This window comes from Xanthomonas sp. F4, from assembly GCF_011761895.1.
Genome location: NZ_JAASQX010000002.1, coordinates 837,913 through 863,185, shown reverse-complemented (window position 1 = coordinate 863,185; position 25,273 = coordinate 837,913). Strand labels below are relative to the sequence as shown.

Genomic DNA, 25,273 nt, shown 5'->3' with positions numbered 1-25,273 from the left:
CTGCAATGAATCAGACAACGACCCCCGCTTCCCCCGCTCCCGCCACCAGCCGGCGCGGCAAGCTGCTGCGCGGCCTGGCCGTGGTAGTGGTGCTGGTGCTGATCGCGCTGGCGATCTGGTACTTCCTGGTCGGCCGCTGGCACGAGGACACCGACGACGCCTACGTGCAGGGCAACCTGGTGCAGATCACCCCGATGGTGGCCGGCACCGTGGTGCGCATCGACGCCGACGACGGCATGCGCGTGGAGCGCGGCCAGCCGCTGGTCAAGCTCGACCCGGCCGACACCGAGGTCGCGCTGCAGCAGGCCGAGGCCAATCTGGCGCGCACCGTGCGCCAGGTGCGCGGTCTGTACCGCTCGGTCGAGGGCGCCCAGGCCGAACTGTCCGCGCAGCAGGTGACCCTGCAGCGTGCCCGCGCCGACGTGGCCCGCCGCGCCAGCCTGGTCGCCACCGGTGCGATCTCCGCCGAAGAGCTGGCGCATGCCCGCGATCAGCTGGCCGCTGCCGAGGCCGCGGTCAGCGGGTCGCGCGAGAGCCTGGCGCGCAACCGCGCGCTGATCGACGAAAACGGCGTGGCCGACCAGCCCGACGTGCAGGGTGCCGCCGCGCAGGTGCGCCAGGCCTTCCTCAACAACGCCCGCAGCGCCATCGTCGCGCCGGTGTCCGGCTATGTGGCGCGGCGCTCGGTGCAGGTCGGCCAGCGCGTGCAGCCCGGCACCGCGCTGATGGCGGTGGTGCCGCTGAACCAGGTGTGGGTGGACGCCAACTTCAAGGAAACCCAGCTCAAGCACATGCGCCTGGGCCAGCCGGTGGAGCTGGAGTCGGATCTGTATGGCGGCGCGGTGAGCTACCGCGGCACCGTGCAGAGCCTGGGCATCGGCACCGGCAGCGCGTTCTCGCTGCTGCCGGCGCAGAACGCCAGCGGCAACTGGATCAAGATCGTGCAGCGCGTGCCGGTGCGCATCGCCATCGACGCCAAGCAGTTGGAGCAGCACCCGCTGCGCATCGGCCTGTCGATGAAGGTCAACGTCAACCTGCATGATCAGAACGGCTCGGTGCTGCCGAGCAAGCCGGCCAGCGGCGTGCTGCTGGATACCGACGTCTATGCCCAGCAACTGCAGCAGGCCGATGCGGCCGTGAAGCAGATCATCCACGCCAACCTGCCCGACGCCGCCAAGGCGAACTGAGCCCGGCCATGTCCAACCAAGCAGCCGCTCCCGCCGCGCCCGGGGTTCCGGGCGCACCGGCCGCCGCGTTTCGTCCGCCCAGTGTGGCGTTGTGCACGGTGGGCCTGGCGATGGCCTCGTTCATGCAGGTGCTCGACACCACCATCGCCAACGTCTCGCTGCCCACCATCGCCGGCAACCTCGGCGCCAGTTCGCAGCAGGCGACCTGGGTCATCACCTCGTTCGCGGTCAGCAACGCCATCGCGCTGCCGCTGACCGGCTTCCTCAGCCGCCGCTTCGGCGAGACCAAGCTGTTCGTGTGGGCCACGCTGGCCTTCACCGCGGCCTCGCTGCTGTGCGGCCTGGCCCAGAGCATGGGCATGCTGGTGGTGTCGCGCGCGCTGCAGGGCTTCGTCTGCGGCCCGATGTACCCGATCACCCAGAGCCTGCTGGTGTCGATCTACCCGCGCGAGAAACGCGGCCAGGCGCTGGCCTTGCTGGCGATGATCACCGTGGTCGCGCCCATCGCCGGGCCGATCCTCGGCGGCTGGATCACCGACAACTACAGCTGGGAATGGATCTTCCTGATCAACGTACCGCTGGGCATCATCGCCGCGACCGTGGTCGGCTCGCAGTTGCGCGATCGCCCCGAGCCGACCGAACGCCCGCGCATGGACTACGTCGGCCTGATCACCCTGATCATCGGCGTCGGCTGCCTGCAGGTGGTGCTGGACTTGGGCAACGACGAAGACTGGTTCAATTCGACCAAGATCATCGTGCTGGCCGCGATCTCGGCGGTGGCGCTGGCGGTGTTCCTGATCTGGGAACTGACCGACAAGGATCCGATCGTCGACCTGCGCCTGTTCCGCCACCGCAACTTCCGCGCCGGCACCATGGCGCTGATCGTGGCCTACGCCGCGTTCTTCAGCGTGTCGCTGCTGATCCCGCAGTGGCTGCAGCGCGACATGGGCTATACCGCGATCTGGGCCGGCCTGGCCACCGCGCCGATCGGCATCCTGCCGGTGATCATGACCCCGTTCGTCGGCAAGTACGCCTCGCGCTTCGACCTGCGGATGCTGGCCAGCATCGCCTTCATCTTCATGGCCGCCACCAGCTTCATGCGCTCGGACTTCAACCTGCAGGTGGATTTCCCGCACGTGGCCGGGGTGCAGTTGCTGATGGGCGTGGGCGTGGCGCTGTTCTTCATGCCGGTGCTGCAGATCCTGCTGTCGGACCTGGACGGGCGCGAGATCGCCGCCGGTTCCGGCCTGGCCACGTTCCTGCGTACGTTGGGCGGCAGCTTCGCCGCCTCGCTGACCACCTACCTGTGGGCCAAGCGCACGCAGCTGCACCATGCGCACCTGACCGAGCACATCTCCACCTACACGCCGGGCATGCAGGAACAGGTGCAGATGATGGGCAACGGCAGCCTGCAGAGCGGCGCGGCCTTTCTCAACAACACCATCAACCACCAGGCCTCGCAGATGGGCTTCAACGACATCTTCTACCTGCTGGGCTGGACCTTCCTCGGGATCATCTTCTTCCTGTGGCTGGCCAAGCCGCCGTTCGGCGGCGGCGGTGGCGCGGCGGCGGCCGGCGGCCACTGAGTCCGGAGTTCGGCCGGCGCGGGCTGCAGACAGTCCGCGCCGGTGATGCGATCGCGTCGCGTGCGTCCCATTGCACGCTGGCGTAGCGCCCGGCATGCCGTGCCAACGCTGCCGGCACGGCATGCGTGCCCGGCGTCGCGCTCCTGCGCGGGGCACTTGCCGCTGCTGCGGCCCGCACACCAGAATGCGGCTCTTCGCAGGCTTCGGCAGCCCCGCACATGCAGCGCTTTCTCCGCGCCCTCGGCGCCCGCTTCGCCGTATCGCTCCCGCGTGCGGCCGTCCTTGCAGTGCTGTGCCTCGGTGCGCATCCGGGCAGCGCCCAGGCCGTGCCGCTGCCTGTGCCCTCGTCGGTTCCGGTGACCCCGGCCGATCGCCTGCAGGAAGCCTGGTGGGCCGAGCGCCACCAGCAAGTGCTGGCGCAGGTGCGCGCGCATCCGGATGCGCCGCTGCTGCTGATCGGCGATTCGATCACCCAGAACTACGAGAAGGCGCAGGCGCCGGACCAGGACTTCCAGTCGACCTGGCAGACTTTCTACGGCAGCCGTGGCGCACTCAACCTCGGCTTCAGCGGCGACGCCACCGAACACGTGCTGTGGCGCCTGCAGCACGGCGAAGTCGACGGCCTGCGGCCCAAGGTCGCGGTTCTGCTGATCGGCACCAACAACACCGGCCGCGACGGGCACAGCGCCGCGGACACGGTGCGCGGCATCGATGCGGTGGTGGCTACGTTGGAGCAGCGCCTGCCACGCACGCGCATCCTGTTGCTGGGCCTGCTGCCCAGCGCGCTGTCGGCGCAGAAGAGCGCGCGCGATGCCGAGGTCAACCGCGCGCTGGCGGTGCGCTACGGCGACCATCCGCGCGTGGCCTATCTGGACATCGGCACGGTGTTCCAGCGCGCCGACGGCACGCTGGAGCAGGGCCTGTTCTACGATCCGCGGCAGCGTCCGGGTAGCGGTGCGCTGCACCCGGACACGCGCGGGCAGCGGCGCATGGCCGAAGCCATCGAGCCGACCCTGGCACGGCTGCTCGACGAAGCGCCGCGGGTGCCGCTGGACGCGATGACCGACGTCGATACCGCACGCATCCCGGTGCCCTGGCTGGAGCAGGATTCCTACGACTGGTACGGCCGCCACCGTGCCGCGCTGGACGCGGCGCGACAGCTGCGGCCGCAGGTGGTGATGCTCGGCGATTCGATCACCCATTTCTGGGCTGGCGCGCCGCAGGCGATCCGGGTGAACGGGCCGCAGGCCTGGCAGCGCACCTTCGGCGATGCGCGGGTGCTGAATCTGGGCTTCGGCTGGGACCGCACCCAGAACGTGCTGTGGCGGCTGCGCCAGGGCGAGGTCGACGGTCTGGCGCCACGCTGGGTGGTGATCAACCTCGGCACCAACAATCTCGCCGGCACCGAACATGCGCGCACCAATACGCCGCAGGAGACCGCCGACGGCGTGGCGGCGGTGGTCGCCGACATCCGGCGGCGCCTGCCGCGCAGCCGGATCGTGCTGATGGGGATCTTCCCGCGCGGCTTCGCCGCCGATGCGCCGCAGCGTGCGCCGATCCTGGAGACCAACCGCCTGCTGGCCGCGCGCTTCGGTCACGACCCGCAGGTGCGCTGGCTCGACATCGGCGCGCGCTTCCTGCAGCTGGACGGCACGCTGCCGGCGGCGCTGATGCCTGACGGCACCCATCCCAGCGAAGCGGGCTACGCGATCTGGGGCGAGGCGCTGCGCAAGCTCGGCGTCGGTGGCTGAAGGGAGTCTCCAACATCACGCTTGCCGCGGCTCACCGGGACGCGGCGTTGTCCTCGTAGGAGCGGCTTCAGCCGCGACGAGGCGTTACCGATAACGCCCTGTCGCGGCTGAAGCCGCTCCTACGAATGGCATGCCTTCGTTGCTGGCGGTGCCCGCAAGCCGCAACCGCCGCCAGCGCGACTCAACCGCTGTTGGGCTTGAGCAGTTGCAGCACGGCTTCGCGGTGGCCCGGCGGCGCGTTGCGATAGCGTGCCAATAGCGCACGCTCCTGCGCATCCTGGGCCAGCAAGGGATAGTCGGAGGGCAGGTCCTGCACGCGCTTGCCCGGGCCCACGCCGCACACCAGTTCGTCGAGCGAGCGATTCAGCACGTTGCGCAGCGTCGGCAGCAGGCGAAAGCTCGGCGTTTCGCGGTCGTTCTCCCAGGCCGACACCGACGACTTGGTCACGTCCAGCGCAAAGCCCAACTGTTCCTGGGTGAGCCCGGCGGCTTTTCTGGCTTCGCGCAAACGGTCGCCGAAGCTATTCATCGCGGTGGGCCTCGGGGGACGGCGGGCCTACCAAGATATGGAGCATCCGTCGGCTTGTCGTACAGCCACGCTTGACTCCAATTGTTCGGAGATTCAATACTTGCGCGGTGTGGAATGTACGGACGCGCGAGGATGCGCATGCAGGACATGGACGTTGTGGACACGAGGGTGTCGGCGCCGCGGTGCGCCGCCGCCCCGCGCTTGCCGATCGCGGCACGACGCGGCGCCTGCCGGTGCGTGGGGGAGGGCGCATGGCCACCTACGAGGTGAGACTCCGGCGCATCGCGCAACTGGAGCCGTCCTTGCAGGTGCTGGTGCATGCCGCCAATGCCTACCTGGCCGCGCGTGCGGCCGAACGCCACAACCCGGGCTACCGTGCCTACAAGGTGGCGGTGTGGGTGAAGGGCGTGCGCGTGGACATCGGTCCGTTGCGTCCGCCGCAGCGCTGAGCGTCGCGGCCTGCGCGCAGCCAACAAAAAACCCGCCGAAGCGGGTTTTGAGATCTTTCTCGACCTGTCGGTCGTGGTGCCCAGGAGAGGACTCGAACCTCCACGGTTTTACCCGCTAGTACCTGAAACTAGTGCGTCTACCAATTCCGCCACCTGGGCAACTCAGAACGAGAATTGTGCGTGTGGAGGCGGATGCTGTCAAGCGTTTTGCGACAGTGGCGTTGCACTGCTGTCGCGTGCGATCGATCGCGACCTCAGTAGCCCACGTTGAAGCGCAGGCCCTGGTTGATCGCGCAGCGATAGCCGAGGGTGCTGCCGGTCTGCTGGTAGCTGGGCAGGGCGAACACGAACATGGTGAAGTCCACGGTGTTGTCCGGATGCACCTGGTAGCGCAGGAACTGCTGGATCGGCTTGCCGTCGCGGCCGACGGTGACGTGGTCGTCGGCGAAGGACAGGGTGCCGTCGGCGGTGACGCGATAGGCGCCGATGCGCAGGCCGCCGCGGGTCTGGCTGGGCGTGGCGCCGCCGGAGGTGGGCGTGCACTGGCTGAGGTCGATCGCCACGGCGACCGAGGCGCCGCTGTCCAGGGCGCGCTGGATCTGGGTGAGCGAGCCGAGCGTGGCATCGTCGGCGCCGGCAGTGGCGGCGGAAGCGCTGCTGGCGCTGGCGAACAGGGCGGCGGCGAGCAGGGAGGCGGACAGGCTGTGCATGGGGGAGGCTCCGGAGCGTGGGGGAGGGCGACGGATTGCCGGATGCAAACTAGCGAGGCGCCGATCCGGGTCAACCGACAAAATCGCGAACTTCCGGCGCCGTCACGGCGCATCTTCGAAGCCGGTCGGTTTGTGACCGCGTTGTGGCGGAATCGGCATTGCGCATGCGGTTTTCCGCCGAATTCGCGGGACGCCGAAGCGTGCGCACGTGCACAGCTGCGCAGCAGCCGGTGTTTGCGTGGCGCCGCCGCATCCAGCGGTCGGATCGCGTCATCGATGGCGTCGATCGCGACCCGGTGCGAAATAGGCGTTGACAAGGTCGCGGCGGCACCGCAGAATTCGCGGCCTTCAGCGCCCAGGTGGCGGAATTGGTAGACGCACTAGTTTCAGGTACTAGCGGGTAAAACCGTGGAGGTTCGAGTCCTCTCCTGGGCACCACAGGCAACATCGCGAGAGCGCTGAACTCTCGCACCGACCGGCCCGCTGACGCGGGCTTCGTCGTTTCTGGGGCGTGCATTCGCCGCCGGCGCGCGACCAGGTTCGGGTGGGGGCCACCCGCATGGGAGTACCATGCACGGATGACAACTCGCAAAAGCAAGTCCGGCAAGCCCGGCACATCCGCGTCCAGCGACGCGCCCACCCCCGATACGCCGAAGAAATCGCGTCTGCCCGCCTGGATGCCCAGCTTCCTGCGCCGCGGCCCCAAGCCGCCGCTGCAACCGCTGCACCCGCCGTCGCCACCGCCGGCGGCCGCACCCGATGCCGCCGCGCCGATCCAGGACCCCTATGCCGCACGCGAGGCCGAGCGCTATGCGCAGCCGATCGCCAGTCGCGAGGCGATCCTGCAATTGCTCGAACGCTGCGATGGCCCGCAGACCCTGGACGAACTGGCCGACCAGCTCGGCCTGACCGAGCCGACGCGCAAGGAAGCGCTGAGCAAGCGCCTGGGCGCGATGCTGCGCGAAGCACAGCTGGTGCAGAACCGCCGCGGCGGCTACGCGCCGCTGCAGCAGACCAACCTGATCCCCGGCGTGGTGATCGCCAATCCGGACGGCTTCGGCTTCCTGCGTCCTGACGAAGGCGGCGACGATCTGTTCCTGCCGCCGTACGAGATGCGCAAGGTGCTGCATGGCGACCGTGCGCTGGCCAACGTCACCGGCATCGACCGCCGCGGCCGCCGCGAGGGCAGCATCGCGCGCGTACTCGAGCGCGGCCTGACCCGCTTGATCGGCCGCTTCAGCCTGGAAGCCGGCATCGCCTTCGTGGTGCCGGACGACAAGCGCATCCAGCGCAACGTGCAGATCCCCACCGACGCCGTCGGCGAGGCCCGCGACGGGCAACTCGTGGTGTGCGAACTCACCTCTGCGCCGGACGCGCGGCGCCCACCGATCGGCAAGATCATCGCGGTGCTTGGCGACAAGCTGACCCCGTCGCTGCTGGTGGAAGCGGCGATCCACGGCCACGAGCTGCCCTACGAATTCCCGCAGGCCGTGCTGGACGAAGCCGCGGCGGTGCCGCTGACGGTGGAGCCGGCCGCGACCAAGGGCCGCGTGGACCTGCGGCAGACGCCGCTGGTGACCATCGACGGTGCCGACGCCAAGGACTTCGACGACGCCGTGTTCTGCGAGCCCAACGCCGACGGTTTCCGCCTGGTGGTGGCGATCGCCGACGTGTCGCATTACGTGCGTCCGGGTACGCCGCTGGATACCGAGGCGGTCAAGCGTGCGACTTCGGTGTACTTCCCGGGCTTCGTGGTGCCGATGCTGCCGGAGACGCTGTCCAACGGTATCTGCTCGCTCAACCCCAAGGTCGACCGCATGTGCTTCGTCTGCGACATGCAGATCGATCGCCAGGGCGAGGTGGCCGGCGCACGTTTCTACGAGGCGGTGATGAACTCGCATGCGCGGCTCACCTACGAGCAGGTGTGGCAGGCGGTGGGCGAGAAGGACGCGCAGGTGCGCAAGGACGTGGCGGCGGTGCTGCCGCAGCTGGAGCGGCTGCATCAGCTGTACCAGATCCTGGCCAAAGCGCGTGCGCGCCGCGGCGCGATCGAGTTCGAGACCGCGGAAGTGCGTTTCGTGCTCGACAACACCGGCGAGGTGACACAGGCCGGCATGCTGGTGCGCAACGACGCGCACAAGCTGATCGAGGAATGCATGATCGCCGCCAACGTGGCCGCGGCCCGCTACTTGCTGGAGATGCACATTCCGGCGCCGTTCCGCGTGCACGAGCGCCCGCCGGAATCCAAGTACGCCGACCTGCTGGAGTTCCTCAAGGAGTTCAAGCTGAGCCTGCCGGCGTGGAGCAAGGTGGTGCCGGGCGACTACACCAAGCTGCTGAAGAAGGTGCGCGAGCGCCCGGACGCGGCGCTACTGGAATCGGTGCTGCTGCGCAGCCAGAGCATGGCGGTGTACTCGCCCGACAACGCCGGCCACTTCGGCCTGGCGCTGGAGGCGTATGCGCACTTCACCTCGCCGATCCGCCGCTATCCGGACCTGCTGGTGCACCGCGCGATCAAGTACGCGCTGACCCGCGGCGCGCCGGACAAGTACCTGTACGCGCCGCGCGAGATGGCGGCATTGGCGCTGCAGTGCTCCGAGCGCGAGCGCCGCGCCGACGAGGCCGAGCGCGAGGTCGACGAGCGCTACCGCGCCGCGTGGATGGAGAAACACGTCGGGGGGCAGTTCGATGGCGTGGTCAGCGGCGTGACCAGCTTCGGCCTGTTCGTCGAGCTGGACCAGTCCAAGGTCAACGGCCTGATCCACGTGACCCAGTTGCCGCAGGACTATTACCAGTTCGACGCCACACGCAAGACCCTGACCGGCGAGCGCCGCGGGCGCGAGTTCCGCTTGGGTGACCGCGTGCGCATCGTGGTGCTGAAGGCGAGCATGGAAGAGCGCAAGATCGACTTCCGGCTGGTCGAGGAAGGTTCATCGGCACACGAGGACTTGCCGCCGCCGCCGCCCCGCGGGCAGCCGGCCAAACGCAAGAAAAAGAAGTACTGACGGCGTGCGTCGCGGCGGTCGTGGCGACCGCCGCTGCGCCGCCCCGCATGCATGGGAGGAGCGGCGATGGAGCAGGACCAGTACAGCGGCGGGTGCCAGTGCGGCGCGGTACGTTTTCGCGTCCGTGGGCGGCTGCACGATGCCTCGATCTGCCATTGCCGGATGTGCCAGAAGGCGTTCGGTGCCTACTACGCGCCGCTGGTCTCCACCCGCGGTGCGGAACTGCTCTGGACCCGCGGCGCGCCAAAGCATTTCGCTTCGTCGAACCTGGTGCAGCGCGGCTTCTGCGCCGATTGCGGCACGCCGCTCACCTACGAAGCGCCGGATGGCACCGCGGTGGCCGCAGGTGCCTTCGATCGGCCGGACGCCCTGCCGCCCACCATCCAGTACGGCATCGAAGCCAAGCTGCCGTTCGTGGACGCGCTGCATCGGCTGTCGGCGATTCGCACCGAGGGCGATCTGGCGGCCGCGCCGTTCCTGGCCGATGTCGTGTCGCGCCAGCATCCGGACCACGATACCGAGCGCTGGCCGGGCTGAGCCGCTATCGGCGGCGCCGGGGATCCCTGCGTTCTAGAACCATCGATCGCGAAAGGCGGGAGGCAGGAGGTTCAGGCCGCCTGCAGTCGGGACTGAAGTCCCTCCCACAAGGCTGCGCCGCGTCCGGTGCTGCGTCGGTAGTCTTGCCGCCGCGATATGCATGCCCGGCATTGCGAGAAGTGGGACATCGCGGGCAAGCCGCTTCTGCCAATCCCCAATCCCCAATCCCGGCCCCCAAGGTGTGACGCCAGCGGCCACAACCCCTACCATGCCCGCTTTCCTTTCGCGTAGTCCCGCCTCATGAGCAAGCAGAACCAGTGGATCGTCGGCGTCAACGCCGTGGCCTCGTCGATCGAGAACGACGCGGACAACGTGCGCGAGGTGCTGGTGGAGGCGGGCAGCAAGAATCCGCGCCTGCAGGAGATCGAGGAGAACGCGCGGCGCAAGGGCATCGACGTGCGGCGGGTGAACACCCAGGCGCTGGACGGCGTCGGCGGCTCGGTGCGGCACCAGGGCGTGGCCGCGCGCTACGCCGCGGCGCCCACCTGGGCCGAGAGCGAACTGGAAGGGCTGGTCAGCGCCGCCGAGGGCCGCGCACTGCTGCTGGTGCTGGACGGCGTGCAGGACCCGCACAACCTCGGCGCCTGCCTGCGCAGCGCCGCGGCGGCCGGGGTGACCGCGGTGGTGATTCCCAAGGACAAGTCGGCGCCGGTCAACGCCACCGTGCGCAAGACCTCGGCCGGCGCCGCCGACCGCCTGCCGATCGTGGCGGTGACCAACCTGGCGCGCTGCCTGCGCGAGCTGCAGAAGCAGGGCGTGTGGATCTACGGCCTGGCCGGCGAGGCCGAGACCTCGCTGTACGCGCAGGACCTGCGTGGCAATGTGGCGCTGGTGCTGGGTGGCGAGTCCGACGGCCTGCGCCGGCTGACCCGCGAGCACTGCGACGGCCTGGTGCGCATCCCGATGCCGGGCGAGATCGAGAGCCTCAACGTCTCGGTCGCCGCGGGCGTGACCCTGTTCGAGGCGGTCCGTCAGCGCATGGGCTGAGCGCGGCGGCGCCGCGGCCAGCCTGCGACGCCACTGGCGCTCCCTCATCGGGAGCAAAGCCCCTCTCCCGCCGGGAGAGGGGTTGGGGTGAGGGTACGGGGCGAAGCCCTCGTGTATCAGGCCGACGCAAGGCTTCGCCCGTACCCTCATCCGCCCCCTGCGGGGGCACCTTCTCCCGGCGGGAGAAGGGAGCGCGGGGCGCCAGGAGCCCGAAGCCCCTCTCCCTCCGGGAGAGGGGTTGGGGTGAGGGTACGGGGCGAAGCCCTCGCGTATCAGGCCGACGCAAGGCTTCGCCCGTACCCTCATCCGCCCCTTCGGGGCACCTTCTCCCGGTGGGAGAAGGAACGCTCTGCTATCGAGCCCCGTCGGTGATGCCCTCTGCAACCCGCCCCGGCTTAACCGCCACGCAATCTTCACGCGTCCTTTTTCCTGCGTCTGCTACGGCCTCCACCCGCAGCGCCGCTTTTTTGCCTACCATGGGCGCTCGTCCCGTGTTCCGCTCCGGTAATGAGTCTGTGTCGCCCCCGTCCCTTTGACTCTGGCACCCCACGCCAGGGTCCTGTCGCGCCCCGCCTGCGTCGGATCGGGTCGGTACAGTGAACGTTGCCAGGGGGAGGGGGAACGCGGCGCTCGCACGCGACCGCGGGCGCGCTTGGGCGCGCGCATGGTCGGTGCTGCTGGTCCTGCTGCTGGCGCTGGGCGTGGCCTGGCGCGCCGTCGCCACCGACGGCGCGGCGAATGGGGTGCCGCCGCTGCGCGACTACGCGGTCGATTCCTGGACCTCGCGCAACGGCCTGCCGCACAACTCCCTGCGCGATCTGGCGCAGACCCCCGACGGCCGGCTGTGGTTCGCCACCTGGGAAGGGCTGGTGCGCTACAACGGTCTGGATTTCACCGTCATCGATCGCGGCACGCGGCCCGGCCTGCCCGACAACGGCGTCGGCTCGCTGTACGTCGATCGTGCCGGCGCGCTGTGGCTCAGCGATTCGCGCGGCAATCTCGGCCGCCACGATGCGGCCGGCCACTGGCGCTTCTGGCGGCAGCCGCCGGGCTGGCCGCATGCGCTGATCCACGCCATGACCCAGGACCGCGACGGCCTCATGTGGCTGCTGTTCGAGGGCAATGGTCTGGGCTGCCTGTGGCCGGACGGTCGCTTCGATTACCAACCGGCGCCGCGCGATCTGCCGTTGGCGGCGAGCTTTCCGCACCTTGCCGCCGACGATCAGGGGCGGCTCTGGATCGGCAGCCTCGACGGCCTGCTGTACCGCGACCCGCAGGGTGTGCTGCGGCGCGCGCCGGCCGCCTTCGGTCTGCCGCCGGGGCTGGCCTGGCCGTACCGGGCGCCGGACGGCTCGCTGTGGCTGGTGGCCGGCGAGAACCTGTACCGGTTGCAGGGCGAGCACGCGGTGCTGGTGCAGCACCTGCCGGGCTATGGGCATTTCACCTCGATGCTGCGCGACCGCGACGGCGCGATCTGGCTGGGCACCGAGAACCAGGGGTTGCTGCGGATCAGCGCGCATGGCATCGAGCGCATGCTGCCGGGCGACGTGCTGCCCAACGGGCGCATCGTCAGCCTGCTGCAGGATGCCGAGGGCAGCATCTGGATCGGCGCCAATGGCGGCCTGTTCCGCCTGCGCGAGACGCTGTTCGCCGGCTACACCCGCCGCGACGGGCTCAGCGGCGACTACGTGCGCGCGTTGCTGGAGACCCCGGATGGCGCGCTATGGATCGGCAGCGCCGCCGGCCTGGACCGGATGGCACCGGACGGACGCATCGACCCGGTCGCGCTGCGCGACGCGCCATCGGTGCTGAGCCTGGCGCGCGGCCTCGACGGCGACCTGTGGATGGGCACCTATGCCGACGGCGTGTTCCGCCTGCGCGACGGCCGCGTCGTGCGCCACTACGGAACGCGCGAGGGATTGCCCAGCGGGCAGGTGCGTGCGCTCAGCGTCGATGCGGCCGGCACGGTCTGGGTCGCCACGCGCAGCGGGGTGATGCGCATCGACGGCGACCGGCTGTCCGCGCCGGACGTGCCCGGCCTGCCGCATGGCCTGATCACGGCCCTGGCCAGTGTCGACGGGGCGCTGTGGATCGGCTCGGTCGAAGGCGTGTCGGTGCTGCGCGACGGCCGGGTGCGGCAGCTGGCGCTGGAACCGCTGGGCGGCGCGCGCACCGTGTTCGGATTCCAGGCGCTGGGCCGCGACATGTGGATCTCCACCGACCGCGGCCTGCACCGCGACCGCGACGGCCAGTTGGCGCGGGTCGGACTGGAGCAGGGCATGCCAGTGGATGCGGTGTTCCAACTGGTCCGCGATCGCCTCGGCAACGTCTGGATCAGCAGCAACCGCGGCGTGCTGCGCACCACGGTGGCGGCGCTGAACGCAGTCGCCGACGGCCGCCAGGCACGATTGCAGGTGAACCGCTACGACGAGATCGATGGCATGTCCAACGCCCAGGGCAACGGCAGTTCCGGGCCGTCGATGATCCTGCGCCACGACGGCACGGTGTGGCTGGTCACCGCCGGCGGCGTCAGCACGGTCGATCCGCGACGCCTTGCCCGCTTCCGCGATCGCGTGCCGCCGCCGGCGGCGATCGAGAGCGTGCTGCTGGATGGCCAGCCCTTTCCCTGGCAGAACAAGGCGGAGCTGCCTGGTGCCAAGCGCATCAGCGTGTCCTATGTCGGCCTGAGCTATCTGCTGCCCGAGCGCATCCGCTACCGCACCCGGCTCGACGGCCTGGACAGCGGTTGGATCGACCGCGGCAACCAGCGCAGCGTGGAGTTCATCGGCCTGCCGCCGGGCGACTACACCCTGCACGTGGCCGCGGCGCACCCGGACGGCGCCTGGAGCACCCGCGAGGCCGTGTGGCATTTCAGCGTGGCGCCGCTGTGGTGGCAGCGGCACAGCGTGCAGGCGGCGGCCGTGGCGCTGCTGGTGCTGACGCTGGTGCTGCTGTACCGCTACATGATCGCGCGCTACAAGCGTCGCGCGCTGCGCCTGGAACGGCTGGTGGAGCGGCGCACCAGCGCGTTGCGGCTGCAGACCGAGCGCCTGTTGCAGGCCGACGCCGAGAAGAGCCAGTTGCTGGCGGAACTGCAGCGCCAGGCCACCGCCTTCGAGCGCCTGGCGCACGAGGATGCGCTGACCGGCCTGCCGAACCGGCGTCACTTCGACGAGGTGCTGGTGCACAGCATGCAGCGTGCGCAACGCAGCGGCGCGCCGCTGTGCCTGCTGGTGATGGACATCGACCGCTTCAAGCAGATCAACGACGGCTATTCGCATGCCACCGGCGATGCGGTGTTGCGCGAGGTCGGGCAGCTCCTGTTGAGCGCCTGCCGCGCCTCCGACCTGCCGGCGCGCTTGGGCGGCGAAGAGTTCGCGGTGCTGCTCGGCGACACGCCGCTGGCCGATGCCGAGCGCCTGGCCACGCGCCTGCGCGACCTGTTCCATGCGCGCCTGCAGTGGGCGCCCGAAGCGCCCGCGCTGCGCGTCACCTTCAGCGGTGGCCTGGTCGCGCTACGCCCGGACGAGACGCCGTGCCAGTGGCTGGAACGCGCCGATGGGGCCCTGTACCGCGCCAAGGGCATGGGGCGCGATCGGGTGTGCGTGGGCTGAGCACGCGTCCGGGCATGCGGCTGGGTGCTGTCGTTCTACTTTGTAGCGTGCATCGCAGGCGCGCGGTTCAGCGTGTGGTGTGGTGGTCCAGCATCTCCAGCGCCATCTGCGCTGCCTCGCGGGTGTCTGGATGTTCCGACCGCAACGACAGGGCCAGCCCCTCGCGCAAGGTCGGATCCGCAAAGGCGGCGGCCAACTGCGTGACCCAGTAGCGGCTACCGTCAGGTAGCGCCGGATCGTCCAGCGCCTCCCGGATCGCGGCGATGGCGTCTGCGCGGTCGCAGGCGAGGAACACGTCCTCGACCAGCGGGTAGACGCCCCAGCCATCGCCGTTGCCGAAGGAACGCAGGAACAGCGGCAACGCGGCGCGCTCGGGAGCGGTGAGAAACAGCCGTCTCGCCGCGTCGTAGGCGTCGATCAGCTGCTGGGTGAGCTGGTCGTCGTCGGGCATCGGTTGATGCGCGCGCAGGAAGGACAGGGCGTCGGTCGTGTTCACTGACAGGCGTTCGGCGTCACGGCGCGCCATGAGGCGCGTTGTCCTGCGGTGGTGCAGTGTCCGCTTCGGTCACTGCAGCGTCAGTGACGGCGCCAGGCCGGTTGCGCAGTTGCTGCGTCAGGAACAGCATGATCGCCAGCGCGAACAGGTTCACGCCAAAGAAGATCGTTGTGCCGGACTGGAACAGGGTGAACGTGAAGCGGCTGCCGAGCAGAAAGTTCGCGCTGGCTTTGAACGGGGCGAACTGCACGACGGCGGTGAGGTGGAAGCCGCAGTTGAATACGTAGCTGGCGAGCGGGTTGCCGAAGGTGGGTACCTGTGCCAGCCAGAACGTCCGATTGGCGCGGACCGCGTTGGGCCTGCCTTCCAGCAACTGTACGCCGCAGTAGATACCCCAGCTGTAGAGCGCGGCGAATGCGGCGCAGATGATCCAGTCGGCCGGCTGCCGCAGATTCGGCACTTGGCTGACGATGGCAAGAAAGCCGATGCCGGCGCCGCCGATGTCGAGAATGCCGATGCTGCGGCGCTTCCATGCTTGCATGACGCGGTCGTCCTGGTGGGCGCCTTGGCCGGCGCGGCGGCGAGCGTAGCACGCGTGCCGGGGTGTCTCCGGATGGTGGTCGTGCTTGTGCGAATGCCCGCCTCGCGGCGGTGACCGAGGACCGGGATCAGCGCGCAGGCAGGTGGCGCGCTACCTTCGCGGTCAGCAGCTGCACCAGCGCCGGATCCATGTAGGCGAAGTCGTCGGGGATGTCCAGGCAGACGATGCGTGCGCGGCCGAGGTGGCGCTTGAACCGGCGCGACAGCTTGGCGCGGTGCGTCGGTTCCATGACGAAGACGATGTCCGCCCACTCCAGCAATTCCGGGGTGACCGGGGTGTCCGCGTCGTGGTCGATGCCGGCCGAGGCGGTCTCCACGCCGGGCCAGGTGGCGAACACCTGTTCCGCGGTGGGGCTGCGCAGCCGATTGCGGCTGCAGACGAATAGCACGTTGCGGGTCATGCGGCGCGCTGCCGGCGTGCGTGCGGCGCTATCACCAGCCGTTCGGGCGCAATGCCGCCGGGCCAACACGACGGCGTCGCGCGTGTGCCGTGCAAGGCGCGCCGCGGCTCATGGCGCTGCGGCGACCGGCGGGGCCGGCCAGGCATTGGCGATCTTGCAGAACAGGCGCGCGGTCTGCTCGGTGTCGTAGACCGCGCTGTGCGCGTCGGCGGCGTTCCAGTCGAAACCGGCGGCCTGCACCGCGCGCGCCAGCACGGTCTGGCCATAGGCGATACCGGCCAGGGTGACGGTGTCGAACACGCTGAAAGGGTGGAACGGATTGCGCTTGTGGCCGCAGCGGGCGACCGTGGCATTGAGGAAGTTGAGGTCGAAATGGGCGTTGTGGCCGACCAGGATGGCGCGCTGGCAACCGTACTTCTTCACTGCCGCGCGCACCGGCGCGAACACGTGGTCCAGCGCCTCGCGTTCGGGCTTGGCGAAGCGGAACGGATGGTCCAGGACGATGCCGGTGACCTCCAGCGACTTGGGATCGATCAGGGTGCCGGGCGCCGGCACCACGTGCGCGCTGGCGGTGACGCCGGGATACAGCTGGCCGAAATCGTCCATCTCGATCGGCACCACCGCGATCTCCAGCAGCGCGTGCTTGTTCCAGTCGAAACCGCCGGTTTCCACGTCCACCACCACCGGCAGATAGCCGCGGAAACGCCGCGACATCGGGGTGATGACCAGGGGTTGCGAGGGGCTGTCGACCGAATCGTTCATCGGCCAAGGTTAGCAGAGCGCGGCCGCCGGCCGCCGCGGCGTCATCCCGGCAGGCGCGTGCCGAGCACGCTGCCCTGCGCGCGCAGCCGTTCCAGCAGTGCCGCACCTTCGTGCAGCAGGGCGGCCGGCGCCAGGCCGTGGGTGGCGGCCAGGTCCAGCAGCAGCGCTCGTCCGCTGCGCGTGCCGGGCTGCAGCGCCGCCAGCACGGCGTAGGCCAGCGGCGCCAGTTCGGCGAAGCGCACCTGCCCGTCGGCCTCGCGCCGCGCCAGCAGGCAGGTCGGCTGCGCCGGCGCCGCGTCCGGCTGCCAGGCCGGGCCGATGCGCTGCACCGGCCAGCGGTAGCGCAGCAGGCGCAGCCAGGGCGACAGCAGCGGGATGCCGTCGAGCAGGTCGCCGTGCGGATCGTGCGGCGGCAGCGCGGCGTCGTCGATCTGCACCTGCAGTTCCACGGTTTCGTAGTCCGCCAGTTCGGCCAGCCACGGACGCTCCGGATCGGGTGCGCGCTGCTCCAGGAACGCCACCAGTTCGCCGCCCAGGCGCGGGAACAGCGGCGTGCGGGCGCGGTGCTCGGCGCAGAACGCGCGTAGCAGTGCCGTCCAGTCGGTGTCGCCGAGGGTGGCGCGCAGCACCGGGAACTGGCCGCCCAGCAAGTGCGCCAGGTTGTCGAAGAACAGGGCGCGGTACACCGCCAGGCGCTGCGGTGGGATGTCGGCCGGCGGCGGGTATCGCTGCGGATCGCGCAAATGCCGGGTCAGGGCGAACTGCTGCGCGTGCAGGGTCTCGCTCATGCGCTGGGCGCCTGCGCCTGCGCGCTGCGGATGCGCTGCACTTCGTCCAGCAGTTCTCCCAGCGGCGGGAACTGGCCGTCGCGCTCGAGCACGGTCGGACGCACGCCGTGCAGGCGATAGGCGGCGGCGAGCAGGGTCCACACCGGATCGGTCACCGGCGCGGCGTGGGTATCGATCTTCAGGCCGCTGGCGGCGTCGTCGCGGTGACCGGCGACGTGGTACGAGGCGATGCGTGCGCTGGGCATGGCGGCGAGAAAGGCCAGCGCGTCGTCGCCGTGGTTGCTGGCGTTGACGTGCACGTTGTTGACGTCCAGCAGCAGGTCGCAGTCGGCCTCGTCCAGCACCGCGGCCACGAAGGCGGCTTCGCTCATCGCCTGGCCGGGCGCGGCGTAGTAGGAGACGTTCTCCACCGCGATGCGCCGGCCAAGCGCGTCCTGCACCTGGGCGATGCGTGCGCCGACATGGCGCACCGCTTCGTCGGTGAACGGCAGCGGCAGCAGTTCGTAGAGTTGGCCGTCGTCGGCGCTGTAGCTGAGGTGTTCGCTGTACAACGCGACCCGGTGCCGGTCGAGGAAGTGCCGGGTCTGCAGCAGCAGGGTGGTGTCCAGCGCGGCCACGCCACCGAGCGACAGCGACAGGCCGTGGCAGCTGAGCGGATGCCGCGCGCTCAGCGTCTGCAGCAGTTCCCCGGGACGGCCGCCGACGCCGATCCAGTTGTCCGGTGCGCATTCGAGGAAATCGAACGCATCGGTTGGTGCTTGCAGCAGTTCCGGCAGCAAGCCGCGACGCAGCCCGAGGCCGGCGCTGGCCGCGGCAAGGGGGCTCGGTTCAGAGGCTGCCACCGCATTTGCCCTCGCCGCACTTGCCTTCGGCCATGGCCTTGTCGTCGTGCTTGGCCTGGGGCGTGGCGGCGCCAGCGGCCGCCTCGGGCTTGGCCGGCGTCGCCGCCGGGGCGTGCGCGCCGCAACTGCCGTCGCCGGCCTTGGCGCCGCAGCCGCCTTCGCTGGCCTTGGCCGGATCGGCGGCCTGCCTGGCCTGCGCCGGTGGCGCGGGCGTTGCCGGCGCGGTCGCCTCGGTGCTTTGCGGCGGGGTGACGGCAGCCTGCGCGCCGAGCGCATAGCCCTGGGCGAGATCGGTCATGGCCAGGGCGGAGGCGGACAGGCCGATGCCGCCGAGCAGGACCGCACCGGCGAGGGCAGGGGACGGGCGGGGCGATCTGGACATGGGCAGGCTCCTGGCGATGGGATGACACCAGCCGCGGCGGCCGGCGCTGGGCCAAGCCTACCCGCTGCGGCTCGCCCGCGGCAAAGCGCATTGCACATGCGGTCGCTGCGCCGCGCACGCTGTCCGTGCTGGCGCGCGCGGCGCAGTCGCGCCTCAGCGTGCTGCAGTCGCTGCAGGTGGGACGGAGGGCACGGGCTGCCAGCCGCCTCCCAGTGCCCTGAATGCCGCCACGGCGGCATGCGCCGCGTCGGCCTGCGCCTGGGCTCTCGCGTCCGATGCCTGCAGCAGCGTCGCGTCGGCCTGCAACACCTCGATCAGGCTCGCGGTCCCGTGCTGATACGCCGCGAACGAGGATTGCCTGGCACAGGACAGCGCGGCTTCGCCTTGCGTCAACCTCGCGCTCTGTTCGCCGCGGTTGAGCACGGCAGACAAGGCGTTCTCGACGTCCTCGGTCGCGCGCAAAACGGCTTGGCGGTAGGCGGCCAGCGCTTCCGCATCCTGCCCCTTGGCGAGCGCGATCTGCGCGTTGATGCGGCCGAAGTCGAACAGTCGCCAGCGCAGGCCCAACACGGCCGACGCCTGGTTCGCGCCGCCGTCGGACAGATGGCCGGCGGAAATCGCCGTGGCGCTTCCCAGCAGGCCGCTGAGCGAAAACGTGGGGTAGTACGCCGCGATCGCCGCACCGATGCGCGCATTGCTCGCCGCGAGCCGGCGTTCGGCCACGATCAGGTCCGGGCGTCGCTGCAGCAGATCGGCGGGCGAGCCCATGTCGGCGATCCGTGGCGGCGAGGGAATCGGCGCGAGCGCGCTGAGTTCGCCGCGATGCGTTCCCGGCGGAACGGCCAGCATCACATCCAGTGCGTTCATGGCGGCTTCGAGGCCGGTCTGCAGCGCGGGAACGGTCGCTTGCACGCCTGCCAGCGCGCCTTCCGCCTGCCGGAGCTGGTAATCGGCGGCCAGTCCCTTGTCGTACAGGTGCTGCACTTTCGCCACCAGGTCGCGCTGGATCTGCACCTGTCGCTCGGCGACCGCCAGGCGGGTCTGCAAGCCACGGATGGTGATGTAGAGGTCCGCGGTCTGCGCCGCCACGGCCAGCCGCGTTGCCGCGGCACCGGCATGCGCGGCCTGGTAATCGGCCAGCGCCGCCTCGCGGCCGCGACGCAGACCGCCGAACAAGTCGATCTCCCAGCTTGCGCCAAGGTTGGCCTCCTCCGCATTGCCCCAGCGATCGAAACCCGGCGTGGCCGCAAGGACCTGACCGAGTGGGGTCTGGACCGATTGATAGGCACGCGCGGCCGAGCCGCTGATCTGCGCCGACGGCAGCAATGCCGCCGTGGTGGCACCCAGCGCGGCGCGTGCCTGGGCAACACGGGCCGCGGCCTGGGCCATGTCGAGGTTCTGGTCGATCGCCAGCCCGACGAAGTGGGTCAGCAAGGGATCGTCGAAGCCCTGCCACCACGTCGCCAGATCGGCAGCCGGCGCGCCATCGCCGCGGTCCGTTGCCGCCTTGTCCAGGTAGCGAGCAGGCACCGGCGCATCGGGTCGGTGATAGTCCGGGCCGACAGCGCAACCTGCCAGCACGCTGGCGCAGAGGAGCGGGGCGAGAGAGCGGCGGGGCAGCATGCGGGGCCTTGGGCTTGGTAGGTCGTGACCATATTATTAAATGGTCACTCGTTGTCAAGCTGGAGCGGCTTACGTAAGCTTCGAAAATGAGCAAAGCACACACGTCTGCGCCGCAACTGCGGGGACCTTCGGACCATGACGTCCGCGATCAGATCGTCGAGGCGGCGACCGACTATTTCGGCCGTTACGGTTACGGCAAGACCACCGTGTCCGAGCTGGCCAAGGCGATCGGGTTTTCCAAGGCCTACATCTACAAGTTCTTCGATTCCAAGCAGGCGATCGGCGAGGTCATCTGCTCCAATCGTCTGAGCGCGATCATGGTGGCGGTCGACGCCGCCGTCGCCGATGTTCCCGCGGCGGCGGAGCGTCTGCGCCGGATGTTCAAGGCGCTTGCGGAAGCCGGCAGCCACCTGTTCTTTCAGGAGCGCAAGCTCTACGACCTCGCCGCCACCTCCGCCAGCGAGTCGTGGCCGGCGGTCGGCGCCTACGAGGCCCATCTGAAGGCGCTGGTGCTGCAGATCGTGCGCGATGGCCGCGAAGCGGGGGAATTCGAACGCAAGACCCCGCTGGACGAGGCGGTCAACGCCATCTATCTGGTCATGCGCCCATACGTCAATCCGCTGTTGCTGCAGCACAACCTGGACAACGTCGCGGATGCGACGACGCAGTTGTCCAGCCTGATCCTGCGGAGCCTGGCGCCTTAGCTGAGTTTCTGTGACTATTGACTAAATTGGTCACAAGTAAAAGAATGGGAGCGCCAGTTCTTCCTCAGAAGGGTTCCCATGCGTCGGCGCCGGTTCGCTTTACCTGTCATCTGTCTGTTCCCGCTTGTCCTGACCGCATGCGGTAACGATCACTCCGCCGATCCGCGCACCGAGGCGCCGCATGTCCGGGTCGCGGTGGTGCGCGCGGCCGCGGCGTCCTCGCAGTCGTTCTCCGGCGTGGTGGCGGCGCGAATCCAGAGCGACCTGGGGTTCCGCGTGCCCGGCAAGGTGCTGGAACGCCTGGTCGATACCGGACAGAACGTCAGGCGTGGGCAGCCGCTGATGCGTATGGATCCGGTCGATCTCGGCCTGCAGGCACGCGCACAGCAGGAGGCGGTGGCGGCAGCGAAAGCGCGCGCCGGGCAGACGGCCGAGGACGAGGCGCGTTATCGCGACCTGGTCGCCGAGGGCGCCGTTTCCGCCTCCGCCTACGCGCAGATCAAGGCCGCCGCCGACGCGGCACAGGCGCAGCTGAAGGCCGCCGAGGCGCAGGCCGACGTCGCCAGGAACGCGTCCGCTTACGCGCTGCTGCTGGCCGATGCGGATGGCGTGGTGGTCGAGACGCTCGCCGAGCCCGGCCAGGTGGTCAGTGCCGGGCAACCGGTCGTGCGTCTGGCGCGGGCGGGCCAGCGCGAAGCCCTCGTGCATCTGCCCGAGACGTTGCGGCCGACCCTCGGGTCGATCGCGCAGGCGACCCTGTACGGCGGCGACCGGCAGGCGGCAGTACCGGCGACCCTGCGCCAGCTGTCGGATGCATCGGATCCAGCGACGCGGACGTACGAAGCCCGCTACGTGCTCGGCGGAGCGCTCGCCCAGGCGCCGCTCGGGGCCACGGTCACCGTGCACCTCGCCGGCCGCGACGATGCTTCGCAGGCCCTGCAGGTGCCGATCGGCGCGTTGTTCGACGCCGGCAAGGGGCCGGGTGTCTGGGCGATCGAGGGCACGCCGGCAAGGACGGCCTGGCGACCCGTGCAGGTGCTCGGCGTGGCGGACGACACCGTGCAGGTGGCGGGCAAGCTCAGGGCCGGCGATCGGGTGGTGGCGCTGGGCGCGCATCTCCTGCATGCCAGCGAGATCGTCAGGCCGATCGAGCAGGCCACGGCGGTCGCGGTCGGAGCGCGTCCATGAGCGAGGGGCGTTTCAACCTGTCCGCGCTCGCGGTCCGCGAGCGCTCGATCACCCTGTTCCTGATCTTCCTGATTTCCGTGGCGGGGATCGTCGCGTTCCTCCAGCTCGGGCGCGCGGAAGACCCGCCGTTCACGATCAAGCAGATGACGGTCGTCACCGCCTGGCCGGGCGCGACCGCGCAGGAGATGCAGGACCAGGTCGCCGAGCCGCTGGAAAAGCGCCTGCAGGAACTGCGCTGGTACGACCGGGCGGAAACCTATACGCGTCCGGGATTGGCGGTCACGATGCTGTCGCTGCTCGACAGAACGCCGCCGTCGCAAGTCCAGGAGCAGTTCTACCAGGCGCGCAAGAAGCTGGGGGACGAGGCCGGGAAGTTGCCGGCCGGGGTCATCGGGCCGATGCTCAACGACGAGTATGCGGACGTGACCTTCGCGTTGTTCGCGCTCAAGGCCAAGGGCGAACCGCAGCGCCTACTGGTGCGCGATGCCGAGGCGCTGCGCCAGCAGTTGCTGCACGTGCCCGGGGTGAAGAAGGTCAACATCATCGGCGAGCAGCCCGAGCGCATCTTCGTGTCGTTCTCGCACGACCGCCTGGCGACGCTGGGGGTCACGCCGCAGGAGATCTTCGCTGCGCTGAACAGCCAGAACGCGTTGACGCCGGCCGGTTCCATCGAGACCCAGGGGCCGCAGGTGGTGGTTCGCCTCGACGGCGCGCTCGACACGTTGGACAAGATCCGCCGCACGCCCATCGTGGCGCAGGGCCGCACATTGAAGCTGTCGGACGTGGCGACGGTCGAGCGTGGCTACGAAGATCCGGCCACTTTCCTGGTGCGCAACAACGGTGAGCCGGCGCTGTTGCTGGGCGTGGTGATGCGCGACGACTGGAACGGGCTCGACCTGGGCAAGGCGCTGGAAGCGGAGGTCGACCGCATCAATGCGGCACTGCCGCTGGGCATGCGCCTGGACAAGGTGACCGATCAGGCGGTGAACATCCGCGCGGCGGTCGACGAGTTCATGGTCAAGTTCTTCGTCGCGCTGCTGGTGGTGATGGTGGTGTGCTTCCTCAGCATGGGCTGGCGCGTCGGCGTCGTGGTCGCGGCAGCGGTGCCGCTGACCCTGGCGGCGGTGTTCGTCATCATGGCGGCCACCGGCAAGAACTTCGACCGCATCACGCTCGGCTCGTTGATCCTGGCGCTGGGCCTGCTGGTCGACGATGCCATCATCGCCATCGAAATGATGGTGGTGAAGATGGAGGAGGGCTACAGCCGCATCAAGGCCTCCGCCTACGCCTGGAGCCACACGGCCGCGCCCATGCTGTCCGGCACGCTGGTCACCGCCATCGGCTTCATGCCCAACGGGTTCGCGCGCTCCACCGCGGGCGAATACACCGGCAACATGTTCTGGATCGTCGGCATCGCGCTGATCGTGTCCTGGGTGGTGGCGGTGGCATTCACTCCCTACCTCGGCGTGAAGCTGCTGCCGGAGATCCAGAAGATCGAGGGCGGGCATGCCGCCATCTACGACACCCCTCGCTACAACCGTTTCCGCCAGGTGCTCGGCCGCGTCATTGCCCGCAAGTGGCTGGTGGCCGGCGCGGTGCTTGGAACGTTCGTGCTGGCGGTGGTCGGCATGGGCCTGGTCAAGAAGCAGTTCTTCCCGACCTCCGACCGGCCGGAAGTGCTGGTCGAAGTGCAGATGCCCTACGGCACATCCATCGCGCAGACCAGCGCCGCGACGGCGAAGGTCGAAGCGTGGCTGGCGCGACAGAAGGAAGCCAGGATCGTGACGGCCTACATCGGCCAGGGCGCCCCGCGGTTCTTCCTGGCGATGGCGCCGGAACTGCCCGATCCCTCGTTCGCCAAGGTCGTGGCGCTGGCCGGCGACGACAAGGAGCGGGAAGCCCTCAAGGTCAGGCTGCGCCGCGCCGTGGCCGACGGCTTGGTGCCCGAAGCGCGGGTGCGCGTCACCCAGATCGTGTTCGGCCCACCGTCGCCGTTTCCGGTGGCCTATCGGGTGATGGGACCCGACCCGGACACGCTGCGTGCGATCGCGCATCGCGTCGAAGGCGTGATGCGCGCCAATCCGATGCTGCGCACGGTCAACACCGATTGGGGCACGCGCGTGCCGACCCTGCACTTCACGCTCGATCAGGAGCGCCTGCAGGCGATCGGCCTGACCTCCAATTCGGTCGCCTTGCAACTGCAGTTCCTGCTCAGCGGAGTGCCGTTGACGGAGGTGCGCGAGGATATCCGGTCGGTGCAGGTGGTCGGCCGTGCGGCGGGCGACATCCGCCTGGATCCTGCGAAGATCGGCGGCTTCACCTTGGTCGGTTCGGAAGGGCAACGCATCCCGCTGTCGCAGGTGGGCCAGGTCGAGGTGCGGATGGAGGATCCAATCCTGCGCCGCCGCGACCGCACCCCGACCATCACCGTGCGTGGCGACATCGCCGACGGGCTGCAACCCCCGGACGTGTCCACCGCGGTCCTGAAACAGTTGCAGCCGATCGTCGCGGCGCTTCCGTCCGGGTATCGGATCGAACAGGCCGGCTCCATCGAGGAATCGGCCAAGGCCACGACGGCGATGCTGCCGTTGTTCCCGATCATGATCGCGCTGACCCTGCTCATCATCATTCTGCAGGTGCGCTCGATCGCCGCGATGGTCATGGTGTTCGCCACCAGTCCGCTCGGCCTGATCGGCGTGGTGCCGACCCTGCTGCTGTTCCAGCAGCCGTTCGGCATCAACGCGCTGGTCGGGCTGATCGCGCTGTCGGGCATCCTGATGCGCAATACCTTGATCCTGATCGGGCAGATCCACCAGAACGCGCAGGAGGGCCTGGGGCCGTTCGACGCCGTGGTCGAGGCCACCGTGCAGCGCGCGCGGCCGGTGATCCTGACGGCGCTGGCGGCGGTGCTGGCCTTCATCCCGCTGACCCATTCCGTGTTCTGGGGGACGCTGGCCTACACCCTGATCGGCGGCACGCTCGCCGGCACGGTGCTGACGCTGGTGTTCCTACCGGCCATGTACGCCATCTGGTTCAGGATCACGCCCACGTCCGCGCAACAGCGCTGAGCGT

At 69.6% G+C, this 25,273-nt stretch carries 21 protein-coding genes and 2 tRNA genes; 12 read left to right on the top strand and 11 right to left on the bottom strand.

What is annotated here, in order from left to right:
* Nucleotides 1-5 precede the first annotated feature (5 nt).
* The 3 genes from FHR66_RS11670 to FHR66_RS11660 all read left to right on the top strand — a co-directional run bounded on the left by FHR66_RS11670 (nt 6) and on the right by FHR66_RS11660 (nt 4,524).
* Nucleotides 6-1,187, top strand: a complete 1,182-nt coding sequence (locus tag FHR66_RS11670) for an efflux RND transporter periplasmic adaptor subunit (RefSeq protein ID WP_160965708.1) — start codon at nt 6-8, stop codon at nt 1,185-1,187.
* Between the two features lie 8 nt (nt 1,188-1,195).
* Nucleotides 1,196-2,773 carry a DHA2 family efflux MFS transporter permease subunit gene (locus FHR66_RS11665; RefSeq protein ID WP_160965710.1) on the top strand — a complete coding sequence of 526 codons (1,578 nt, stop codon included), beginning with the start codon at nt 1,196-1,198 and terminating at the stop codon, nt 2,771-2,773.
* A 218-nt stretch (nt 2,774-2,991) separates the two neighbouring features.
* On the top strand, nt 2,992-4,524 hold the full coding sequence (locus tag FHR66_RS11660) for a GDSL-type esterase/lipase family protein (protein ID WP_167087806.1): 1,533 nt from the start codon (nt 2,992-2,994) through the stop codon (nt 4,522-4,524).
* Between the two features lie 181 nt (nt 4,525-4,705).
* On the opposite strand, the gene FHR66_RS11655 is transcribed toward FHR66_RS11660, so the two are convergent.
* Nucleotides 4,706-5,053: a helix-turn-helix domain-containing protein gene (locus FHR66_RS11655; protein ID WP_160965714.1), complete on the bottom strand. Its 348-nt coding sequence runs from the start codon at nt 5,051-5,053 to the stop codon at nt 4,706-4,708.
* A 251-nt stretch (nt 5,054-5,304) separates the two neighbouring features.
* Here FHR66_RS11655 and FHR66_RS11650 point away from each other — a divergent pair, with 251 nt between their 5' ends.
* Nucleotides 5,305-5,502, top strand: a complete 198-nt coding sequence (locus FHR66_RS11650; protein WP_048491806.1) for a hypothetical protein — start codon at nt 5,305-5,307, stop codon at nt 5,500-5,502.
* 74 nt (nt 5,503-5,576) lie between these two features.
* On the opposite strand, the gene FHR66_RS11645 is transcribed toward FHR66_RS11650, so the two are convergent.
* Nucleotides 5,577-5,661: transfer RNA gene (locus FHR66_RS11645), tRNA-Leu, on the bottom strand.
* Between the two features lie 95 nt (nt 5,662-5,756).
* Complete coding sequence (locus FHR66_RS11640) at nt 5,757-6,212, bottom strand: VirK family protein (protein WP_160965716.1); 456 nt, start codon at nt 6,210-6,212, stop codon at nt 5,757-5,759.
* Nucleotides 6,213-6,565: 353 nt separating this feature from the next.
* Between FHR66_RS11640 and FHR66_RS11635 the strand changes: the two genes are divergently transcribed.
* The 5 genes from FHR66_RS11635 to FHR66_RS11615 all read left to right on the top strand — a co-directional run bounded on the left by FHR66_RS11635 (nt 6,566) and on the right by FHR66_RS11615 (nt 14,415).
* A tRNA-Leu gene (locus FHR66_RS11635) sits at nt 6,566-6,650 on the top strand.
* A 239-nt stretch (nt 6,651-6,889) separates the two neighbouring features.
* Nucleotides 6,890-9,217, top strand: coding sequence for a ribonuclease R (rnr, locus tag FHR66_RS11630; protein WP_456361756.1), 2,328 nt, complete (start codon nt 6,890-6,892; stop codon nt 9,215-9,217).
* A 66-nt stretch (nt 9,218-9,283) separates the two neighbouring features.
* A complete protein-coding gene (locus FHR66_RS11625) occupies nt 9,284-9,754 on the top strand; it encodes a GFA family protein (RefSeq protein WP_160965720.1) in 471 nt (156 codons plus the stop codon).
* A 300-nt stretch (nt 9,755-10,054) separates the two neighbouring features.
* Nucleotides 10,055-10,801, top strand: coding sequence for a 23S rRNA (guanosine(2251)-2'-O)-methyltransferase RlmB (rlmB, locus tag FHR66_RS11620; RefSeq protein ID WP_160965722.1), 747 nt, complete (start codon nt 10,055-10,057; stop codon nt 10,799-10,801).
* A 671-nt stretch (nt 10,802-11,472) separates the two neighbouring features.
* Nucleotides 11,473-14,415 carry a ligand-binding sensor domain-containing diguanylate cyclase gene (locus FHR66_RS11615; protein ID WP_160965724.1) on the top strand — a complete coding sequence of 981 codons (2,943 nt, stop codon included), beginning with the start codon at nt 11,473-11,475 and terminating at the stop codon, nt 14,413-14,415.
* Nucleotides 14,416-14,482: 67 nt separating this feature from the next.
* Here the strand turns inward: FHR66_RS11615 and FHR66_RS11610 are convergent, their stop codons facing one another.
* The 8 genes from FHR66_RS11610 to FHR66_RS11575 form a co-directional block, all read right to left on the bottom strand.
* Entirely contained in the window at nt 14,483-14,911 is a 429-nt protein-coding gene (locus FHR66_RS11610; protein WP_160965891.1) for a hypothetical protein, read from the bottom strand.
* A 16-nt stretch (nt 14,912-14,927) separates the two neighbouring features.
* Nucleotides 14,928-15,452: a hypothetical protein gene (locus FHR66_RS11605; protein ID WP_160965726.1), complete on the bottom strand. Its 525-nt coding sequence runs from the start codon at nt 15,450-15,452 to the stop codon at nt 14,928-14,930.
* Nucleotides 15,453-15,579: 127 nt separating this feature from the next.
* A complete protein-coding gene (locus tag FHR66_RS11600) occupies nt 15,580-15,912 on the bottom strand; it encodes a low molecular weight protein tyrosine phosphatase family protein (RefSeq protein WP_160965728.1) in 333 nt (110 codons plus the stop codon).
* A gap of 108 nt (nt 15,913-16,020) precedes the next feature.
* Nucleotides 16,021-16,674, bottom strand: coding sequence for a ribonuclease T (gene rnt / locus FHR66_RS11595; RefSeq protein ID WP_160965730.1), 654 nt, complete (start codon nt 16,672-16,674; stop codon nt 16,021-16,023).
* A 41-nt stretch (nt 16,675-16,715) separates the two neighbouring features.
* Nucleotides 16,716-17,462: an HvfC family RiPP maturation protein gene (locus tag FHR66_RS11590; RefSeq protein WP_160965732.1), complete on the bottom strand. Its 747-nt coding sequence runs from the start codon at nt 17,460-17,462 to the stop codon at nt 16,716-16,718.
* The gene (locus FHR66_RS11585) at nt 17,459-18,304 is read right to left on the bottom strand and encodes an HvfB family MNIO-type RiPP peptide maturase (RefSeq protein WP_160965734.1); all 846 of its coding nucleotides are present in this window, start codon (nt 18,302-18,304) and stop codon (nt 17,459-17,461) included. Before FHR66_RS11585 ends, FHR66_RS11590 begins: the two co-directional genes overlap by 4 nt.
* On the bottom strand, nt 18,291-18,686 hold the full coding sequence (locus FHR66_RS11580; protein WP_160965736.1) for an HvfA family oxazolone/thioamide-modified RiPP metallophore: 396 nt from the start codon (nt 18,684-18,686) through the stop codon (nt 18,291-18,293). The genes FHR66_RS11585 and FHR66_RS11580 overlap by 14 nt, the downstream gene beginning before the upstream one ends.
* A 153-nt stretch (nt 18,687-18,839) precedes the next feature.
* Entirely contained in the window at nt 18,840-20,309 is a 1,470-nt protein-coding gene (locus FHR66_RS11575) for an efflux transporter outer membrane subunit (protein ID WP_160965738.1), read from the bottom strand.
* 86 nt (nt 20,310-20,395) lie between these two features.
* Between FHR66_RS11575 and FHR66_RS11570 the strand changes: the two genes are divergently transcribed.
* From FHR66_RS11570 to FHR66_RS11560, 3 genes are all read left to right on the top strand, one after another.
* Nucleotides 20,396-21,013, top strand: a complete 618-nt coding sequence (locus tag FHR66_RS11570) for a TetR/AcrR family transcriptional regulator (RefSeq protein WP_160965740.1) — start codon at nt 20,396-20,398, stop codon at nt 21,011-21,013.
* A gap of 78 nt (nt 21,014-21,091) precedes the next feature.
* Nucleotides 21,092-22,201, top strand: a complete 1,110-nt coding sequence (locus tag FHR66_RS11565; protein WP_160965742.1) for an efflux RND transporter periplasmic adaptor subunit — start codon at nt 21,092-21,094, stop codon at nt 22,199-22,201.
* Nucleotides 22,198-25,269, top strand: a complete 3,072-nt coding sequence (locus tag FHR66_RS11560; protein ID WP_160965744.1) for an efflux RND transporter permease subunit — start codon at nt 22,198-22,200, stop codon at nt 25,267-25,269. The genes FHR66_RS11565 and FHR66_RS11560 overlap by 4 nt, the downstream gene beginning before the upstream one ends.
* The last annotated feature ends 4 nt before the right edge of the window (nt 25,270-25,273 follow it).

Excerpts from the sequence above, each read along its gene's own strand:
- FHR66_RS11670 (WP_160965708.1), top strand. The coding sequence starts at position 6 with ATGAATCAGACAACGACCCCCGCTTCCCCCGCTCCCGCCACCAGCCGG.
- FHR66_RS11665 (WP_160965710.1), top strand. The coding sequence starts at position 1,196 with ATGTCCAACCAAGCAGCCGCTCCCGCCGCGCCCGGGGTTCCGGGCGCA.
- FHR66_RS11660 (WP_167087806.1), top strand. The coding sequence starts at position 2,992 with ATGCAGCGCTTTCTCCGCGCCCTCGGCGCCCGCTTCGCCGTATCGCTC.
- FHR66_RS11655 (WP_160965714.1), bottom strand. The coding sequence starts at position 5,053 with ATGAATAGCTTCGGCGACCGTTTGCGCGAAGCCAGAAAAGCCGCCGGG.
- FHR66_RS11650 (WP_048491806.1), top strand. The coding sequence starts at position 5,305 with ATGGCCACCTACGAGGTGAGACTCCGGCGCATCGCGCAACTGGAGCCG.
- FHR66_RS11640 (WP_160965716.1), bottom strand. The coding sequence starts at position 6,212 with ATGCACAGCCTGTCCGCCTCCCTGCTCGCCGCCGCCCTGTTCGCCAGC.
- rnr (WP_456361756.1), top strand. The coding sequence starts at position 6,890 with ATGCCCAGCTTCCTGCGCCGCGGCCCCAAGCCGCCGCTGCAACCGCTG.
- FHR66_RS11625 (WP_160965720.1), top strand. The coding sequence starts at position 9,284 with ATGGAGCAGGACCAGTACAGCGGCGGGTGCCAGTGCGGCGCGGTACGT.
- rlmB (WP_160965722.1), top strand. The coding sequence starts at position 10,055 with ATGAGCAAGCAGAACCAGTGGATCGTCGGCGTCAACGCCGTGGCCTCG.
- FHR66_RS11605 (WP_160965726.1), bottom strand. The coding sequence starts at position 15,452 with ATGCAAGCATGGAAGCGCCGCAGCATCGGCATTCTCGACATCGGCGGC.
- FHR66_RS11600 (WP_160965728.1), bottom strand. The coding sequence starts at position 15,912 with ATGACCCGCAACGTGCTATTCGTCTGCAGCCGCAATCGGCTGCGCAGC.
- rnt (WP_160965730.1), bottom strand. The coding sequence starts at position 16,674 with ATGAACGATTCGGTCGACAGCCCCTCGCAACCCCTGGTCATCACCCCG.
- FHR66_RS11590 (WP_160965732.1), bottom strand. The coding sequence starts at position 17,462 with ATGAGCGAGACCCTGCACGCGCAGCAGTTCGCCCTGACCCGGCATTTG.
- FHR66_RS11580 (WP_160965736.1), bottom strand. The coding sequence starts at position 18,686 with ATGTCCAGATCGCCCCGCCCGTCCCCTGCCCTCGCCGGTGCGGTCCTG.
- FHR66_RS11575 (WP_160965738.1), bottom strand. The coding sequence starts at position 20,309 with ATGCTGCCCCGCCGCTCTCTCGCCCCGCTCCTCTGCGCCAGCGTGCTG.
- FHR66_RS11570 (WP_160965740.1), top strand. The coding sequence starts at position 20,396 with ATGAGCAAAGCACACACGTCTGCGCCGCAACTGCGGGGACCTTCGGAC.
- FHR66_RS11565 (WP_160965742.1), top strand. The coding sequence starts at position 21,092 with ATGCGTCGGCGCCGGTTCGCTTTACCTGTCATCTGTCTGTTCCCGCTT.
- FHR66_RS11560 (WP_160965744.1), top strand. The coding sequence starts at position 22,198 with ATGAGCGAGGGGCGTTTCAACCTGTCCGCGCTCGCGGTCCGCGAGCGC.